Source organism: Fructobacillus americanaquae (assembly GCF_024029775.1).
Lineage (GTDB): Bacteria > Bacillota > Bacilli > Lactobacillales > Lactobacillaceae > Fructobacillus > Fructobacillus americanaquae.
In genome coordinates this window covers 657,945-675,000 of sequence record NZ_CP097122.1, presented here as the reverse complement: position 1 = coordinate 675,000, position 17,056 = coordinate 657,945, and the positions used below count along the sequence as shown (strand labels likewise).

Annotated in this window: 12 protein-coding genes and 6 tRNA genes; 17 read left to right on the top strand and 1 reads right to left on the bottom strand. The window is 44.9% G+C overall.

Features of this window, described 5'->3' with window-relative positions:
- Window positions 1-7: 7 nt before the first annotated feature.
- The 10 genes from M3M36_RS03200 (at window position 8) to M3M36_RS03155 (ending at window position 8,679) form a co-directional block, all read left to right on the top strand.
- Window positions 8-97 (top strand) — tRNA-Ser (locus M3M36_RS03200).
- Between the two features lie 29 nt (window positions 98-126).
- Window positions 127-200: transfer RNA gene (locus M3M36_RS03195), tRNA-Met, on the top strand.
- 2 nt (window positions 201-202) lie between these two features.
- Window positions 203-276: transfer RNA gene (locus M3M36_RS03190), tRNA-Asp, on the top strand.
- 20 nt (window positions 277-296) lie between these two features.
- Window positions 297-369, top strand: a tRNA-Phe gene (locus M3M36_RS03185).
- 21 nt (window positions 370-390) lie between these two features.
- A tRNA-Gly gene (locus tag M3M36_RS03180) sits at window positions 391-461 on the top strand.
- 21 nt (window positions 462-482) lie between these two features.
- Window positions 483-556, top strand: a tRNA-Ile gene (locus M3M36_RS03175).
- A 462-nt stretch (window positions 557-1,018) separates the two neighbouring features.
- Complete coding sequence (serS, locus tag M3M36_RS03170) at window positions 1,019-2,329, top strand: serine--tRNA ligase (RefSeq protein WP_252774376.1); 1,311 nt, start codon at window positions 1,019-1,021, stop codon at window positions 2,327-2,329.
- A 151-nt stretch (window positions 2,330-2,480) separates the two neighbouring features.
- On the top strand, window positions 2,481-4,892 hold the full coding sequence (secA, locus tag M3M36_RS03165; protein ID WP_252774375.1) for a preprotein translocase subunit SecA: 2,412 nt from the start codon (window positions 2,481-2,483) through the stop codon (window positions 4,890-4,892).
- A 48-nt stretch (window positions 4,893-4,940) separates the two neighbouring features.
- Window positions 4,941-6,059, top strand: coding sequence for a peptide chain release factor 2 (gene prfB, locus M3M36_RS03160; RefSeq protein WP_252774374.1), 1,119 nt, complete (start codon window positions 4,941-4,943; stop codon window positions 6,057-6,059).
- A 136-nt stretch (window positions 6,060-6,195) separates the two neighbouring features.
- A complete protein-coding gene (locus M3M36_RS03155) occupies window positions 6,196-8,679 on the top strand; it encodes an ATP-dependent Clp protease ATP-binding subunit (protein WP_252774373.1) in 2,484 nt (827 codons plus the stop codon).
- A 131-nt stretch (window positions 8,680-8,810) separates the two neighbouring features.
- Here the strand turns inward: M3M36_RS03155 and M3M36_RS07010 are convergent, their stop codons facing one another.
- A complete protein-coding gene (locus tag M3M36_RS07010) occupies window positions 8,811-9,497 on the bottom strand; it encodes a prepilin peptidase (protein ID WP_420842367.1) in 687 nt (228 codons plus the stop codon).
- Window positions 9,498-9,752: 255 nt separating this feature from the next.
- On the opposite strand from M3M36_RS07010, the gene rpsL reads away from it, so the two are divergent.
- From rpsL to M3M36_RS03120, 7 genes are all read left to right on the top strand, one after another.
- Entirely contained in the window at window positions 9,753-10,166 is a 414-nt protein-coding gene (gene rpsL / locus M3M36_RS03150; RefSeq protein WP_047975034.1) for a 30S ribosomal protein S12, read from the top strand.
- Between the two features lie 14 nt (window positions 10,167-10,180).
- Entirely contained in the window at window positions 10,181-10,651 is a 471-nt protein-coding gene (rpsG, locus tag M3M36_RS03145) for a 30S ribosomal protein S7 (RefSeq protein ID WP_047975033.1), read from the top strand.
- Between the two features lie 124 nt (window positions 10,652-10,775).
- The gene (gene fusA, locus M3M36_RS03140) at window positions 10,776-12,887 is read left to right on the top strand and encodes an elongation factor G (protein WP_252774372.1); all 2,112 of its coding nucleotides are present in this window, start codon (window positions 10,776-10,778) and stop codon (window positions 12,885-12,887) included.
- A 132-nt stretch (window positions 12,888-13,019) separates the two neighbouring features.
- Window positions 13,020-14,174: an ABC transporter ATP-binding protein gene (locus M3M36_RS03135; protein WP_252774371.1), complete on the top strand. Its 1,155-nt coding sequence runs from the start codon at window positions 13,020-13,022 to the stop codon at window positions 14,172-14,174.
- On the top strand, window positions 14,174-15,004 hold the full coding sequence (locus tag M3M36_RS03130) for an ABC transporter permease (RefSeq protein ID WP_252774370.1): 831 nt from the start codon (window positions 14,174-14,176) through the stop codon (window positions 15,002-15,004). The genes M3M36_RS03135 and M3M36_RS03130 overlap by 1 nt, the downstream gene beginning before the upstream one ends.
- Window positions 15,001-15,804 carry an ABC transporter permease gene (locus M3M36_RS03125; RefSeq protein ID WP_252774369.1) on the top strand — a complete coding sequence of 268 codons (804 nt, stop codon included), beginning with the start codon at window positions 15,001-15,003 and terminating at the stop codon, window positions 15,802-15,804. Before M3M36_RS03130 ends, M3M36_RS03125 begins: the two co-directional genes overlap by 4 nt.
- Complete coding sequence (locus M3M36_RS03120; protein ID WP_252774368.1) at window positions 15,801-16,883, top strand: ABC transporter substrate-binding protein; 1,083 nt, start codon at window positions 15,801-15,803, stop codon at window positions 16,881-16,883. Before M3M36_RS03125 ends, M3M36_RS03120 begins: the two co-directional genes overlap by 4 nt.
- The last annotated feature ends 173 nt before the right edge of the window (window positions 16,884-17,056 follow it).

Sequence of the window (17,056 nt, the reverse complement as noted above, 5' to 3'; positions counted from 1 at the left end):
AGAACATGGAGAATTACCCAAGTCTGGCTGAAGGGAACGGTCTTGAAAACCGTCAGGTCGGGAAACCGGCGCGGGGGTTCGAATCCCCCATTCTCCTTACGGGTTGAGCCCCAAAAATAATATTATCGCGGGATGGAGCAGTTCGGTAGCTCGTCGGGCCCATAACCCGAAGGTCGTAGGTTCAAATCCTACTCCCGCAATTGGTCGCATGGTCTAGTTGGTTAGGACGCCTGCCTGTCACGCAGGAGATCACGGGTTCGAATCCCGTTGTGACCGTTTTCTGAAAAAGAAAAGTTGGCTCTGTAGCTCAGTTGGTAGAGCAATGCATTGAAGCTGCATGTGTCGGCGGTTCGATTCCGTCCAGCGCCATTGGGGGAACCCAGAAAAGATGCGAATGTAGTTCAATGGTAGAATTCCAGCCTTCCAAGCTGGCTATGCGGGTTCGATTCCCGTCATTCGCTTAGGCAAAGAGCCGAAACGATGGGCCATTAGCTCAGTTGGTTAGAGCGCTGTGTTGATAACGCAGAGGTCCCAGGTTCGAGTCCTGGATGGCCCATGACAAAGAAGACTTCGGTCTTCTTTTTTTGTACAATGTGATTCCTGATGCTCTGTTGGCAGTTCGTTTCTTTAACTATTTGTTTTGTTTGCCAAATGACGAATACTTTAAACATTTGACCGGTTAGTTAATTCATGTCCAGCTATTTTTATGTTTTTTAGTGATTGTTCGTCGCCCTGTCTTGCCTTTTTGGATGAAAATCGCTATACTAAACCTAAGCAAATTTCTGTTATAAGTAGATCAACATAGAGAGGCTCTGGATGGTGAAAAGAGTCATATCGAAACTCCGACAGATTTACGTTAGCGAGTAATGTCGCTCGGTTTACCACCGTTATCAGGCTTTAATTGAGTGCTGCATGTTTTGCAGAACTAGGGTGGTACCACGGATTGCGCTTTTTCGTCCCTTGACTAGGAATAGTTGGATGAAAAGGCGCTTTTTATTATCCAAAGAGGAGAACAAACGTGTTAGATTTGAAATACCTACGAAAGAATCAAGAAGTTGCAACACAAAAGTTGACTGATCGTGGTGTGCAAGAAGGTGTCTTAGCTGATTTGTTAGCCGCAGATCAAAAGCGGCGCGATGTGATTGCCAAGGTTGAAGAACTCAAGGCTAAGCGTAATGAAGCATCTGACAAGATTGCTTTTGCTAAGCGCCAAAAAGAGGATGCATCGGCCGCTATTCAGGAAATGCAGGCCGTCGCAAAGGAAATCAAAAATCTCGACCAAGAGTTAGAGGGCTTAGACCAAGCGGTTAAGGATCAGGCGGCACACTTGCCAAATATTGCCGAAGATGATGTCCCAGTTGGTCCTGATGAAGAAGCCAATGTTGAAATCAGAACCTGGGAACCAGCGGATTACGAAGGTCGTCCACTGGTCAAGACAGAAGCACCAGCATGGTTGAAGCCGCATTACGAAATTGGTGAAGATTTAGGTATCTTAGACTTTGAACGTGGTGCCAAGGTTTCTGGGGCGCGGTTCTTGTACTATGTTGGTGATGGTGCGCGTTTGGAACGGGCTTTGTATAACTTCATGTTGGATCAACACCGTGAAGAGGGTTATACTGAAATGATTACGCCCATCGTGGTTAACGATTCGGCAATGTTTGGAACCGGTCAATATCCTAAGTTCCAAGATGACGCTTACCGAGTGGAGGGTCTGAATCAAACTTATATTCCAACGGCTGAAGTATCTTTGACAAATTACTATGCGGGTGAAACGATTCCTACAGAAGATTTGCCAATTTCGATCACTGCTTTGTCACCATCTTTCCGAAAGGAAGCTGGTGCTGCGGGTCGTGATACGCGTGGGCTAATTCGTTTGCACCAGTTTAATAAGGTTGAAATGGTTAAGTTTGCTAAACCTGATCAATCTGATCAGGAACTGGAAAAGATGACGAATAATGCTGAAAGTATTTTACAAAAATTAGGTTTGCCATATCATGTGATTACGCTGTCAACAGGAGACATGGGCTTCTCAGCTGCTAAGACCCATGACTTAGAAGTTTGGTTGCCAGCTCAAGGCATGTACCGTGAAATTTCTTCTGTATCAAATACTCGTGATTTCCAGGCACGCCGGATGCACATTACTTACCGGAATGAAGACGGTAAGTTGGAATTGGTTCACACCTTGAATGGTTCCGGTTTGGCCGTTGGTCGAACAGTGGCCGCCATTTTGGAAAACTACCAAAATGAAAATGGAACAGTGACGGTTCCAGAAGTTTTGCGTCCATATTTGGGTGGCCAAAAAACATTGCAGGCAACGCCACATCATTAAGAAAAAACCAAGCTGTTGGTTGATTTCAGACTGCCAAGTCTGTTATTCCCACGGCTTTTTTGCTATACTAAACTGTAGTATTCTTAAATTTTAATGAACATTTTGTGATGAAGGGAGTGTGTCCGTTTTTTTAACGGTCACCGATACAAGCATGGTTAATCCAGTCCGTAAACTTTACGACAATTCGAAGCGTCAATTAAAAAAGATTGAAAAGGTTGCTGACCAGGTAGAGTCATACGCAGACACTGTTGCTGCCCTGTCTGATGAAGCCTTGCAAAAGAAGACGCAAGATTTTCAAATTCAAATTCAAACAGCTTTAGCTGGGAAGACAACTGCAGCTGAAAAACAAAAAGCAACGGCTAAAGAGCTGGATGCGCTTTTGCCAGAAGCCTTCGCGGTGGCAAGAGAAGCTGCTAAACGTGTTTTGGGTCTTTATCCATACCGAGTGCAAATCATGGGTGCCATCGTTTTGCATGGTGGAAACTTAGCTGAAATGAAGACCGGTGAAGGAAAGACGTTGACGGCCACAATGGCGGTCTATTTGAACGCACTGGCCGGTCAGGGTGTGCATGTTGTCACGGTTAACGATTATCTTTCAAAGCGTGATGCTGAACAAATGGGGCAACTTTATAACTGGTTAGGTCTGACTGTTGGTGTTAACGTTGGCGATGCTGCTCCTGATGAAAAACGAGCTGCTTACGACGCTGATATCACGTATTCAACAAACTTCAATATTGGTTTTGACTACCTACGTGACAACATGGTGACTCGGGCAGAAGACCGGGTGATGCAACGTGGTTTGAACTACGCTTTGATTGATGAAGCGGATTCAATTTTGATTGATACGGCACGAACACCATTGATCATTTCTGGTCCTGGTTCAGGGGTCTCACCTTTGTATCAACAGGTTGACCGCTTTGTTAAGACCTTAACTCGTGAAGAAGACTATAAGGTCGATGAAGAAAGCAAGAATACTTCATTAACGAGTGAAGGAATTAAAAATGCTGAAGTCTTCTTTAACCTGGATAACTTGTACGATGCGCAAAACACGGCTTTGACCCACCATGTTGACCAAGCTCTGCGCGCCAATTTTAACTACTTGAACGACAAGGATTATGTTGTTCAAGGCGGTGAAGTGAAGCTAATTGATCAATCAACTGGCCGTATTTCAGAAGGGACCCGTCTGTCAGATGGTTTGCACCAAGCCATCGAGGCCAAGGAAGGCGTTGAGGTTCGTGAAGAGAATAAGTCGATGGCCCAAATTACCTACCAGAACCTCTTCCGAATGTACAAGAAGTTGTCTGGTATGACTGGAACGGCCAAGACTGAAGAAGAAGAATTACGCGAAATCTATAACATGGAGGTCGTCGAAATTCCAACGAACCGGCCAATCCAACGTCAGGACTTGCCTGATTTGCTTTACCCGTCATTGAAGACTAAGTTTAACGCGGTTATCAATAAGGTAGCGGAACTGCACAAGAAGGGTCAGCCCGTCTTGTTGGGAACCGGCTCAGTTGAATCTTCTGAATTAGTGGCGAAGTTGCTGACTGCTCATAAGATTCCACATAATGTCTTGAATGCCAAGAACAACGAGAAGGAAGCTGAAATTATCGCTAATGCTGGCCAACGTGGTGCTGTTACGGTGGCAACGAATATGGCCGGTCGTGGAACTGATATTAAATTAGGCCCTGGAATCGACGACTTGGGTGGTTTGGCTGTGATTGCCACAGAACGGCACGAATCACGTCGAATTGATAACCAGTTGCGTGGTCGTGCTGGTCGTCAGGGAGACCATGGATCTTCACAATTCTTCTTGTCATTGCAAGATGACTTGATGATTCGTTTTGGTGCAGAACGAGTGCGGGCAATGTTGCAAAGAATGAACATGGATGACGAAGACACGGTGATTACCCATCGCTGGATTACTCGTTCGGTCGAATCAGCTCAAAAGCGAGTTGAAGGAAACAACTATGATACTCGTAAGAATGTCTTACAGTATGATGATGTGGTTCGAGAGCAACGTGAGCTGATTTATCGTGAGCGTGACCAAGTTTTGGATGAAAAGAAGAAATTGGATGACGTTTTGTTGCCGATGGTTAAGCGAACGATCGACCGTGTTGTCGATGCCCAAACACCGGGTAAGGATCAAAAGGAATGGGATTTGGATGCCCTTTCCGCCTTTGTGAAAACGTCATTAACATCTAAGAACCTTGGTGCTGTTCGTTTGCAAAACTTGAACCGTCAAGAAATCAAGGACCGCTTGTACCGCTTGGCCCTTGATAACCTGGCTGAAAAGAAGCAAGACTTACCGGACGAAGAGCAATTGTTGGCTTTTGAACGTATCGTTATCTTGCGGACAGTTGACGAACACTGGACGGATCACATTGATGCCTTGGATCGTTTGCGCCAAGGTGTCGGATTACGTGGTTATGGCCAGTTAAATCCATTGGTGGAGTACCAAAACGAAGCCTTTGCAAACTTTAATCGAATGATTGCTGATATCGAATACGATGCTACTCGGACCTTTATGAAGGCTGAGATTCGTACGAACTTAACAGCATAAACAAAAAGCGAACGCTCAGTTCGCTTTTCTTATGTGGGAGGACCCGCCATGGAGAAAGTGGCAGCCAAACAGGCGCTAACAGCGATCCAAGAGGATATCGAACGTTTTGCCAAAACGCTAGACTTGGATGCGCTAACAGAAGAGATTGCTGATTTTGAATACCAAATGACAGAACCAGGTTTTTGGGATGACCAAGAAAAGGCTCAAAAAATCATTGAGCAAAGCAATGTCTTGAAGAATCGGCGTGATTCTTTCTTGAACCTATCCGAACAGGCGGATGAAATCGAAGTCTTAATCGAGATGGTGGAAGAAGACCCCGGGGATGAAGACAGCCAAGAGGAATTAACGAACTTGGTTGAAAAGACACAAAAAGATGTTGAGGCCTATAACCTTGAACAATTGTTGACGGGCGAATACGATGCCAACAATGCTATTTTGGAAATTCATCCTGGTTCTGGCGGAACCGAGTCAACTGATTGGGGTGCAAACTTGTATCGGATGTATACCCGTTGGGCTTCAGCACATGACTTTAAGGTTGATGTTTTGGATTATCATGCCGGTGATGAAGCTGGGATTGATTCAGCAACCTTGAAGATTACTGGTCACAATGCTTACGGCTTTTTACGATCTGAAAAGGGCGTTCATCGCTTTGTTCGAATTTCACCCTTTGATTCCGCTGGCCGCCGCCACACATCTTTCGTTTCTGTTGATGTGATGCCAGAATTGGATGACAGTATTGAGGTCGAAGTTCGCGATGATGACATTAAGATGGATGTCTTCCGCTCCGGTGGCGCGGGAGGACAAAACGTCAATAAGGTTTCAACGGGGGTTCGTTTGACCCACGAACCAACAGGAATCGTGGTTTCCTCGACCGTTGAACGAACACAATATGGCAACCGTGATTATGCTATGCGTCTCTTGAAGGGAAAACTCTACCAGTTAGAGTTGGAGAAGCAGGAAGCTGAACGGGCAGCTTTGTCAGGGGAAAAGATGGAAAACGGCTGGGGATCTCAGATTCGTTCTTACGTCATGCACCCTTATCAGATGGTTAAAGACCACCGGACCAATTATGAAAGTAACCAGCCACAAGAAGTTTTGGATGGCGGTTTAGACCCATTGATTAATGCTTATCTTCAGTGGCAACTAAGTCTTAAGAACCCAGATTAAAACATAGAAAAGAAAACCAGGAATGCCCTTGGTTTTCTTTTTCTTATTTCAGAATTATTTCCGAAAAAAAGAACTTGCGTTATAATATGTACCAATATCGGATTTGACATTCCCCGTTATGATATAAGGAGGGAAAATGGAAAACAAGTATACTAGCTCTGCAGAAAATGTCTTGTCGTTGGCACAAGACCAAGCAAAGTATTTTCAACACCGTGCTGTTGGAACTGAACATCTACTTCTAGCCTTGTCTTTGGAACAAGCGGGCGTGGCGGCTAAAGTTTTGGCTGAATTTAACATCAATAGTGACAAAATCAAAGAGGAAATCGAACGGTTTACGGGCTACGGAATGGACCAGGATGCTAACCAGCAATCCTACTTACCATATTCACCCAAGGCGGCTTCGATTTTGAAGTGGGCAGCCGATCAAGCCGACTTGATGGGCCAGGCTGAAGTGGGAACGGAGCACTTGCTCTTATCACTGCTCCAGGATGCAAGTATCCTGTCATCACGGATTTTGATTGGTTTAGACGTCAACTTGAAAGACATGAACAAGGCAATCTTGCGGCGCCTGGGCGTGACTGATTTACGTAAACGAGCAAAGCAGCAGAAAGCCAAGGAACTGGGCACGCCCACCTTGGATAAATTAGCTCGAGATATGACGGAAGTTGCTAAGGCAGGAAACCTAGACCCCGTCATTGGTCGTGATACTGAAGTTCGACGTGTCGTCCAAATTTTGTCACGGCGGACGAAGAACAACCCCGTTTTAGTTGGTGAGCCAGGTGTTGGAAAGACCGCCATTGCTGAAGGCTTGGCGCAGCGAATTGTGGCCGGTTTGGTACCGGATTCTTTAAAGAAAAAGCGCTTAATGGCCTTAGATATGGGATCATTGGTCGCGGGTACTAAGTATCGTGGGGAATTTGAAAGCCGCCTTAAGCAGGTCATCGAAGAAATTGAAGCGGATGGGCATGTAATTCTTTTTGTTGATGAACTGCATACTCTTGTTGGTGCTGGTGGCGCCGAGGGAGCCATTGATGCAGCCAACATCCTCAAACCTGCCCTTGCCCGTGGCGATTTGCAAATGTTGGGTGCGACTACCTTTGATGAATATCAGCAGTACATTGAGTCTGATGCTGCTTTGGAACGCCGGTTTGCTCAGGTAACAATTAATGAGCCGTCAACGGCCGAAGCAATCACCATCTTGAACGGCATTAAAAAGAAGTTTGAGAACTTTCATCAGGTTGATATTGAACCAGCAGCTGTTGAGGCAGCCGTTAATCTATCATCACGGTATATTACCGGTCGGTTCTTACCTGATAAGGCCATTGATTTGATGGATGAAGCGGCAGCGAAAGTGCGAATTGACGACGTTGATCGGGCCACGCCACTCCACAAGGACCGGGTTGAACTAGTCAAGGTTCAACAGGCCAAGGATGAGGCGATTGCGGCAATGGACTTTGAAAAGGCCGCTGATTTGCGCTTGAAAGAAATGAGCTTGCGCAAGAAAATTGACCGGGCATTGCTTCGCAAGGAAAAGAAGCAAGAAAAGGACCAAAGCTTTGGCTTGAAGGTGACGCCGGCCAACATTGCTCAGGTGATTTCTCAGCAAACCGGGGTACCATTGACTCAGGTTGAAAAAGCAGAATCCGACCATTTAGTGAATCTGGAAAAGGAATTGGGCAAGCGGGTCATTGGCCAGAAAAAGGCCGTTTCAGCCGTTGCCCGTGCCATTCGCCGGTCACGTTCAGGCTTGTCTGATCCGAACCGGCCAATTGGCACTTTCCTATTTTTGGGCCCAACTGGTGTTGGTAAAACCGAGTTAGCCAAGGCCCTATCCGAGATCATGTTTGGTTCAGAGGACAACATGATTCGGGTTGATATGTCCGAATATCAGGAACAGTACTCCGCTTCACGACTGATTGGTTCAGCCCCAGGCTATGTTGGCTATGACCAAGGTGGTCAATTGACGGAACAGGTGCGCAACCATCCTTATTCCATTGTTCTTTTGGATGAGGTGGAAAAGGCCCACCCAGACATTTTCAATTTAATGCTGCAGGTCTTTGATGATGGCTTTTTGACGGATGCGAAGGGGCGTAAGGTCAACTTCCGTAATACCGTGATTATCATGACTTCGAACTTGGGCGCAACTCGGTTGCGGGACGAGAAGATGCTTGGCTTTGGTTCAACTGATTTGAAAAATGATGACCAAGCCGTCGCAGGCAAAATTCGCGAAACGGTCAAGGAAACCTTCCGTCCAGAATTTATCAATCGAATTGATGAAGTCTTGGTCTTTGATGCCTTGACCAAGGATGAGGTTCGACAGATTGTGCGCCTGATGACCAAGTCTTTGCTTCGTCGAGTAGCTGAACAAGGTATTAAGGTTAAGATGACAATGGCTGCGATTGATGCCATCGCTGATGCGGGTTATGACCGCGAATACGGTGCCCGCCCAGTTCGACGGGTGATTCAGACCGAGGTTGAAGATAAGCTTTCAGAGGCACTTTTAGACGGTGAGATTACCACGGAAGATATTGTCACAATCGGTGCGCAGCATGGTCAGATTAAGTTGAAGATTAAGAAATATGAAATGCCCGAAAAAAAGGACGAACTCGTTCAAGAGTAGGGCAACAAATGGCGACCAGAATGGTAAAAAATCTGCTGGCCGGTATTCAAAAGACTAGGTAAATCGAGCTTTTGCTAACAGAGGTGAAGCCCCCAGGGGTTTGACCTCTTTTGTGTGAGCGATTATTTTTATCATAAAAACCTATACCAGAAAAGGGCTAAGCAGTACTGCAAAAACAAAACCGACAAACAAGAAGGGGATGAAGGGGAGACGTCTTTGCTGATTTTTTTGTGGCATGCTAAATAAATTAGGGCGCTAGTACTGGAGCAGAGTAAGAAAAGGGGCAGGACCTGCTCAGTTAGAGAAAAGAAGCCAATTGCTAAAACTGGTATGTCGCCCGAACCAAGAAAACCACGGTATGTCAGCCATAGGACTAAAATAATTAAGATAGTGAGCAGCCAACCGTGATAGGGATGGTGAACAAACGAGATTAAGAGAGCGACCCACAACCAAGCTAACCATGCGGAGCAGGTCATTGTGGCCCAATCTTCTTTGGCCAAGTAAAGGACAACGTAAGCAGAACAAAGAATCCATAGGTCATGATGGTAAAAGAGCGCCGTGAGAAGAAGGGGAAGAGTGCCTTCCAGGAAAACTAGTGATCGCCAGTTGGCAAAGTGGCGCTGGCAGTATCGACAGCGCCCTTTTAAAAGCCAACCTGAAAAAACGGGCATGAGGTCATACCAAAAAAGAGCATGGTGACAATGGAAACAGTATGAACGCTTTGTCCACAAGGAATGATTTTGGCTGGTGCGGTCGGCCAGGCAAAAAATCAGCGAGACGATGATTAAGTTGGTTAAATATAGTAGAATGTTAGTCATGGGGAGTTAGACGAAAGTCGGCCCCAAAAAAGTGCAACTAACCTTTAAAAAATGGGTAAAAGCCCTTGACTTTAGCTCTAAACCTGCTATTATATTCAACGTGCTTTTAAGTCATTAGTCCTTTTGCACGGGTAAAACCGACAAAAGGCCTGTGTAAAGGCAAGTCGAAGCAGGACTTCCGGGAGCACTTTTGTTTATGGACAAAAGTGATACGCCTGGAACTGTGAAAAAACAAGAATGAAGGAGTATAGTAGGATGCCTACAATTAACCAATTGGTTCGTAAGTCACGTAAGTCTCAAGCGACTAAGTCAAAGTCACCAGCCTTGAACTTCGGCTACAACTCAATGAAGAAGAAGGCAACAAACAATGTTGCCCCACAAAAGCGTGGAGTTGCGACTCGTGTCGGAACTTTGACACCAAAGAAGCCTAACTCAGCTTTGCGTAAGTACGCTCGTGTACGTTTGTCAAACTTGTACGAAGTAACTGCTTACATCCCAGGTATTGGTCACAACTTGCAAGAACACTCGGTTGTTTTGATCCGTGGTGGTCGTGTTAAGGATTTGCCTGGTGTGCGTTATCACGTTATTCGTGGAGCCTTGGATACTGCCGGAGTTGACGGCCGTATGACTTCACGTTCAAAGTATGGAACGAAAGCTCCTAAGAAGTAAGGAAAGGACAACTCATGCCACGTAAAGGTTATACGAAGCGTCAGGAAGTTTTGCCTGACCCAATTTACAATTCAAAGTTAGTTTCCCGTTTGATCAACAAGTTGATGGTTGATGGAAAGCGCGGAACTGCTTCAACTATCTTGTATGCAGCTTTTGACCGTATCAAGGAAACTACTGGTAACGAACCATTGGAAGTTTTTGAACAAGCAATGGAAAACATCATGCCAGTTTTGGAAGTTAAGGCCCGCCGTGTTGGTGGATCTAACTACCAAGTGCCAATCGAAGTTCGTCCAGACCGTCGGACTACTTTGGGCTTGCGTTGGTTGGTAAATTACGCTCGTTTGCGTAACGAACACACAATGGAAGAACGTTTGGCTAAGGAAATTATTGACGCAGCCAACGAAAACGGTGCTTCTGTTAAGAAGCGTGAAGACACACATAAGATGGCTGAAGCCAACCGTGCCTTCGCACACTACCGTTGGTAGGATTTTCGTAAAAGTGGATTTTGTTTCGCTTTTACGGCCTGCTAATAGGCTCATAATTTTTAAAAAAGCGAACAAATATTGCTCGCTTTTTGTTGCAACTAGGATAAAAAATTAGGAGATCATCATGGCAAAGCGTGAATACCCGCTTGATCACACTCGTAATATCGGTATCATGGCCCACATCGATGCCGGTAAGACGACGACGACAGAACGAATCTTGTACTATACAGGTAAGATTCACAAAATTGGTGAAACACACGATGGTGCTTCACAAATGGACTTCATGGAACAGGAAAAGGAACGTGGAATCACGATCCAATCAGCCGCTACTACTGCGGTTTGGCGTGGATTCTTCGACCAATACGAAAAGAACCCATTCCGTGTTAACATCATCGATACCCCAGGTCACGTGGACTTTACAATCGAAGTTGAACGTGCCTTGCGTGTCTTGGATGGTGCCGTAGCCGTGTTGGATGGTGCTGCTGGTGTTGAACCACAGACTGAAACTGTTTGGCACCAAGCAACGACTTATAACGTTCCCCGAATTGTTTTCGTTAACAAGATGGACAAGTTGGGTGCTGATTTTGAAATGTCAGTTAACTCAATTCACGAACGTTTGCAAGTTAATGCCGAAGCGATTCAATGGCCAATTGGTGCCGAAGATGACTTCGAAGGTGTTATTGACTTGATCGAAGAAAAGGCTTACTGGCCTACTGATGACTTGGGTTCAAATTGGGAACCACGTGAAATCCCAGCAGACTACCAAGACATCGTTACAGCAAAGCGCGAAACTTTGGTTGAAGCCGTTGCTGATGTTGATGAAGAATTGATGGAAAAGTACCTTGAAGGTGAAGAAATTTCTATCGCTGAATTGAAGGCCGCTATCCGTCGCGCCACATTGAATTTGGAATTCTATCCTGTTTTGGCTGGTTCAGCCTACAAGGATAAGGGTGTTCAAATGATGTTGGATGCCGTTGTTGATTACTTGCCGGGTCCTCTAGAAGTTCGTCCTTATGTCGCAACTGACCCTAAGACTGATGAAGAAGTTGACTTGGTTGCCGATGACTCAAAGCCATTTGCTGCCTTGGCCTTCAAGATTATGACGGATCCATTCGTTGGTCGTTTGACATTTATGCGTGTTTATACTGGTACTTTGCAATCTGGTTCATACGTACAAAACACTTCTTCAGATACCCGTGAACGTGTTGGTCGTTTGCTACAAATGCACGCTACTTCACGTACTGAAATCGAAGAAGTCTTCTCAGGTGATATCGCTGCTGCGATCGGTTTGAAGAACACGACTACTGGTGACTCTTTGACTGCTGTTGATCACCCATTGATTCTTGAATCAATGGAATTCCCAGAACCAGTTATTGAATTGGCCATCGAACCAAAGACAAAGGCCGATCAAGACAAGTTGGCGACTGCTTTGCAGAAGTTGGCTGAAGAAGACCCTTCATTCCGTGCAACTACTAACCAGGAAACTGGTGATACTTTGATCGCCGGAATGGGTGAATTGCAGTTGGATATCATGGTTGACCGTATGAAGCGTGAATTCAACGTTGAAGCCACTGTTGGTGCTCCACAAGTTGCTTACCGTGAAGCCTTCACCAAGGATGTTAAGGCGCGTGGATTCTTCAAGCGTCAGTCTGGTGGTAAGGGACAATATGGTGATGTTTGGATTGAATTCTCACCAAACGAAGAGGGTGCTGGCTTCGAATTCGAAGATGCCATCGTCGGTGGTGTTGTTCCTCGTGAATACATTCCTTCTGTTGAAGCAGGTTTGAAGGATGCCTTGAACGCTGGTCCTTTGGCTGGCTTCCCATTGGTTGATTTGAAGGCCAAGTTGTACGATGGTTCTTACCACGATGTCGATTCTTCTGAAGCTGCCTTTAAGATTGCCGCTTCATTGGCTTTGAAGGAAGCTTCAAAGACTGCCGGTGCCGTTATTTTGGAACCAATCATGGCTGTTGATGTCGTTGTTCCTGAAGAAAACCTTGGTGATGTGATGGGACACGTTTCTGCACGTCGTGGTTTGATTGAAGGACAAGAAAACCGTGGACCTGTTTTGGCTGTTAAGGCCCAAGTGCCTTTGTCAGAAATGTTTGGTTATGCAACGACTTTGCGTTCAGCAACGCAAGGACGTGGTACTTTCCAGATGGTCTTTGACCACTATCAAGCCGTTCCTAAGAACGTTCAAGAAGAAATTATCAAAGCACAAGGTAAGGAAGCTTAATTGTTTCTTTCACTCATTGTCTGAAAACCAGGTTGCTTAGCAACCTGTTTTTTTGTTTTTGATAAAATTTTAAAGTTTGGTCTGTTGTCTCATTTGTTGTAAGATGGTGGCAATGATGATTGGAGAAGTAACATGGTTGAAAAGATGCCGATTCTTGAGTTTGCCAAAGTCGCCTTATCTTTTGGTGATACGGCAGTATTAAAGGAAATTGACTTGGTCTTAGAATCAGGGAAGTTTTATACACTATTGGGCCCATCTGGCTCTGGAAAATCGACGATTCTGAAACTGATTTCTGGTCAGTTACAAGCCGATGCGGGCCAAATTTTTTTTGAGGGACAGGTCATCAATGATGTACCGGCTGAAAGAAGACGGGTGAACACGGTCTTTCAGAATTATTCCCTCTTTCCAAATATGAATGTCTTTGATAATGTGGCCTTCGGTCCGCGTTTAAAGAAGATGGCCGAAAAGGACATTCAAGATAAGGTCCGGGAAATGCTTGGTTTGGTTAAGCTATCAGGTTTTGAACGCCGGGAAATCAGTGAACTTTCAGGTGGTCAACAGCAGCGTGTCGCAATCGCTCGTGCTTTGGCCAACGACCCTGAAGTGCTCCTCTTGGATGAGCCCTTGTCCGCCTTGGATTATAAGCTGCGTAAAGAATTACAGCAGGAATTGCGTAATATCCAAAAGCGCCTGGGGATTACCTTTGTTTTTGTGACGCACGACCAGGAAGAAGCCCTGGCAATGTCCGATTGGATTTTTGTCATGCATGATGGTTTAATCCAACAAAATGGGACGCCAGAAGATATTTACGATGAACCAATTAATCACTTTGTTGCTGATTTTATTGGGGAAACCAATATTGTTCCTGGCATTATGAAACGTGATTACCTAGTTCATTTTGTCGGTAAAGATTTTGAAAACGTTGATGCCGGTATGCGGCCAAACGAGCGGGTCGAAGTCGTTTTGCGTCCGGAGGATTTGGATTTGACTGACCCGGCCAACGGTAAATTAGTTGTGACTATTCAAGACCAACTTTTCCGTGGGGACTATTACGAAATTACGGCCGTTGATGATGATATGAATACCTGGCAGGTTCAGGCGACCAATCCGGCTACCGTTGGTGCTCGGGTTGGCCTTACTTTTGACCCTGAAGATATTCACATTATGCGCTATAACGAAAGTGAAGCTGCCTTTGATGCCCGGCTGGAATCCTACGGTGAAGAAGAGGCCGAAGAGGCTTTGCAAGCTGCTCAGGATGGTCAGTCACAATCGGGAGGACAAGGCTAATGGCACTGTCTTTTAAAAAACAAAAGCGGGGTTTTACCTCTGCTTATCTTGGAATTTATGGTCTGTGGCTCGTCGGCTTTGTAGTGTTACCGCTTTTTTTGCTCCTCTTTGAGTCGTTGCAGGATCAAAACCACCATTTCACGCTGGCAAATTATCAGGCTTTTTTTACCTCAGGTTCCTATTTGGCTATGACCTTTAATTCAATTTGGTACGCCTTTTTAATTACTGTCATAACACTGGTTTTTGCTTATCCAACCGCCTATTTTTTGACAACCCTGAAAAATAAGCAGTTTTGGTTGTTGCTCGTCATTTTGCCAACTTGGATTAACTTGTTGTTGAAAACTTATGCCTTTATTGGTTTATTAGGGCAAGGTGGGCTAGTCAACTCAACTTTGACAGCGGTTGGCTTTCACCCCATACAGTTACTTTTTACTGACTGGTCCTTTCTTTTAGTGGCGGCCTATGTTGAGCTCCCCTTTATGATTTTGCCGATTTTTAATGTTTTAAGTGATATCGACCCATTGTTGGCGGCTGCTAGTCGTGACCTTGGAGCGAGTTCCTGGCAAACTTTAAAAAAAGTCATCTGGCCTCTATCAATGCCTGGGGTAAAAGCCGGTATTCAAGCGGTCTTTATCCCCAGTTTGTCACTCTTTATGATTACCCGTCTGATTGGTGGTAATCGGGTGATTACTTTAGGTACAGCAATCGAAGAGCATTTCTTAGTGACTCAAAACTGGGCTTTTGGATCGACAATTGGAGTAATCTTAATTGTTGCGATGGTGATTACGATGCTCTTGACACAGGATAAGCAGAAGGGAGGTCGGTCATGAAAAAAATCAGAACCCCATATTTGATCGTGATGTTTTTGATTCTTTACTTGCCAATTTTGTACCTCGTCTTCTATTCTTTTAATGCGGGAACAACAATGCAGGGCTTTGCTGGTTTTTCCTTTAAGCATTATGGCGAACTGTGGCAGGACACCCGTTTAATCGATATTGTTTTTGAAACTGGAATTGTTGCCTTGCTGTCCGCTTTATTAGCAACCATTATTGGGACCTTGGGTGCACTAGCCATCTTTCGTGTGCACCGGCGAACGGTTAAAGGCACTCTACTTTCCCTGAATAATGTCTTATTGGTTTCGCCCGATGTCATCATTGGGGCAGCATTCTTAATTCTCTTTACGACCTTGAAGTTCTCACTGGGCTTTGCCACTGTTTTGCTGGCCCATGTTGCTTTCTCTATTCCAATTGTGGTTTTGATGGTCTTGCCTCGATTGCAGGAGATGAACCCGGATTTGGTTTTGGCCGCTCAGGACTTAGGGGCTCGCCCAACTCAGGTCTTGGGGCAGGTCACCATTCCAGCGATTACGCCGGGCATTGTGGCGGGCTTTTTCATGGCCTTGACCTATTCATTGGATGACTTTGCCGTGACTTTTTTTGTCACTGGAAACGGTTTTTCGACGTTAGCTGTCGAAATTTATTCGCGAGCTCGTCAGGGGGTTTCATTAGAGATTAATGCTTTATCGGCTCTGATTTTTCTCTTTTCTTTGGCTATTGCCGTGGCCTACTACTTTATTAACCGGTTAAATCAGCGCCAAAAGAGTCCGGAACTAAGGGAGAAGGTTAAATGAAAAAAGTTTTTTTAAGTATTTTAGCCATTTTACTGGTTGTTGTTGGCCTGGTAGCCGGAAAGGCGGTTTTTGATAATAGTCGTAAGGATGAGGTCAGTGGCGAAAAAGTCTTAAACTTCTATAATTGGGGTGATTATATCGATCCTGATTTACTGATAAAGTTTACCAAAGAGACTGGTTATAAGGTGAACTATCAGACATTTGACTCGAATGAGGCCATGTACACCAAGATAAAGCAGGGGGGGACCAATTATGATTTAACGGTTCCATCCGATTACATGGTGGATAAGATGGCCCAAGAAGGCTTATTAGCCCCATTGGACAAGTCCAAGATTACCGGCATGAGCAATATTGATTCCCGGTTTTTAAATCAGACCTTTGATCCACACAACAAATACTCCGTTCCATATTTCTGGGGGACGTTGGGTATTCTCTATAATAAGAAAAAGGTGAGTGCTGATCAGATTGATACCTGGTCGAAACTGTGGTCACCACAATTCAAGAAACAAATTATGTTGGTCGATTCAGCCCGTGATATTTTGGGGATGACCCTGATTTCACAAGGCAAGTCTGTTAATGACCAAAATATTGCTGATTTGGCAGCGGCAAAGGGAAAGTTAGATACTCTGATGCCAAATGTCAAAGCCATTGTGGCCGATGAGCTCAAGATTTATATGGCTCAGGGAGAAGCTAGTATCGGGGTAACATACTCTGGGGAAGCGGCGCAGGCAATGTCACAAAACTCGGACTTGGCTTATTTGGTACCGAAAGATGGTTCCAACGAGTGGTTTGATAACTTGGTGATTCCAAAGAATGCCAAGCATCAGGATGCGGCCTACGCATTGATTAACTTCTTAAATAAACCTGAAAATGCTAAACAAAATGCCGAATACGTTGGTTATGCAACGGCAAACAAGGGGGCCTATGAGCTGTTGCCAGCTGAGGAGAAGTCCGATCCAGCCTTTTATCCATCCGCTGCGACACTGGACCGACTGCAGGTTTATCAAACTTTTAATCGAGAGTGGACGCAACGCTATAATGACGCTTTCCTAGAATTCAAGATTTCACGATCGTCATAAAATGAAGATCTCATTGATTTTTTGATAGGTAAAACCCGTAAGAGTGTTCAAATAAATAATTTTTCTTAAAAGCAGTGATTACGATAAAAAATATTATCGATTCTAAACGAAAGAAAATTGCTAAAAAATAAAATAAATCCGTAGAAACCCTTGCTAGTCAAGGGTTTTTCTGC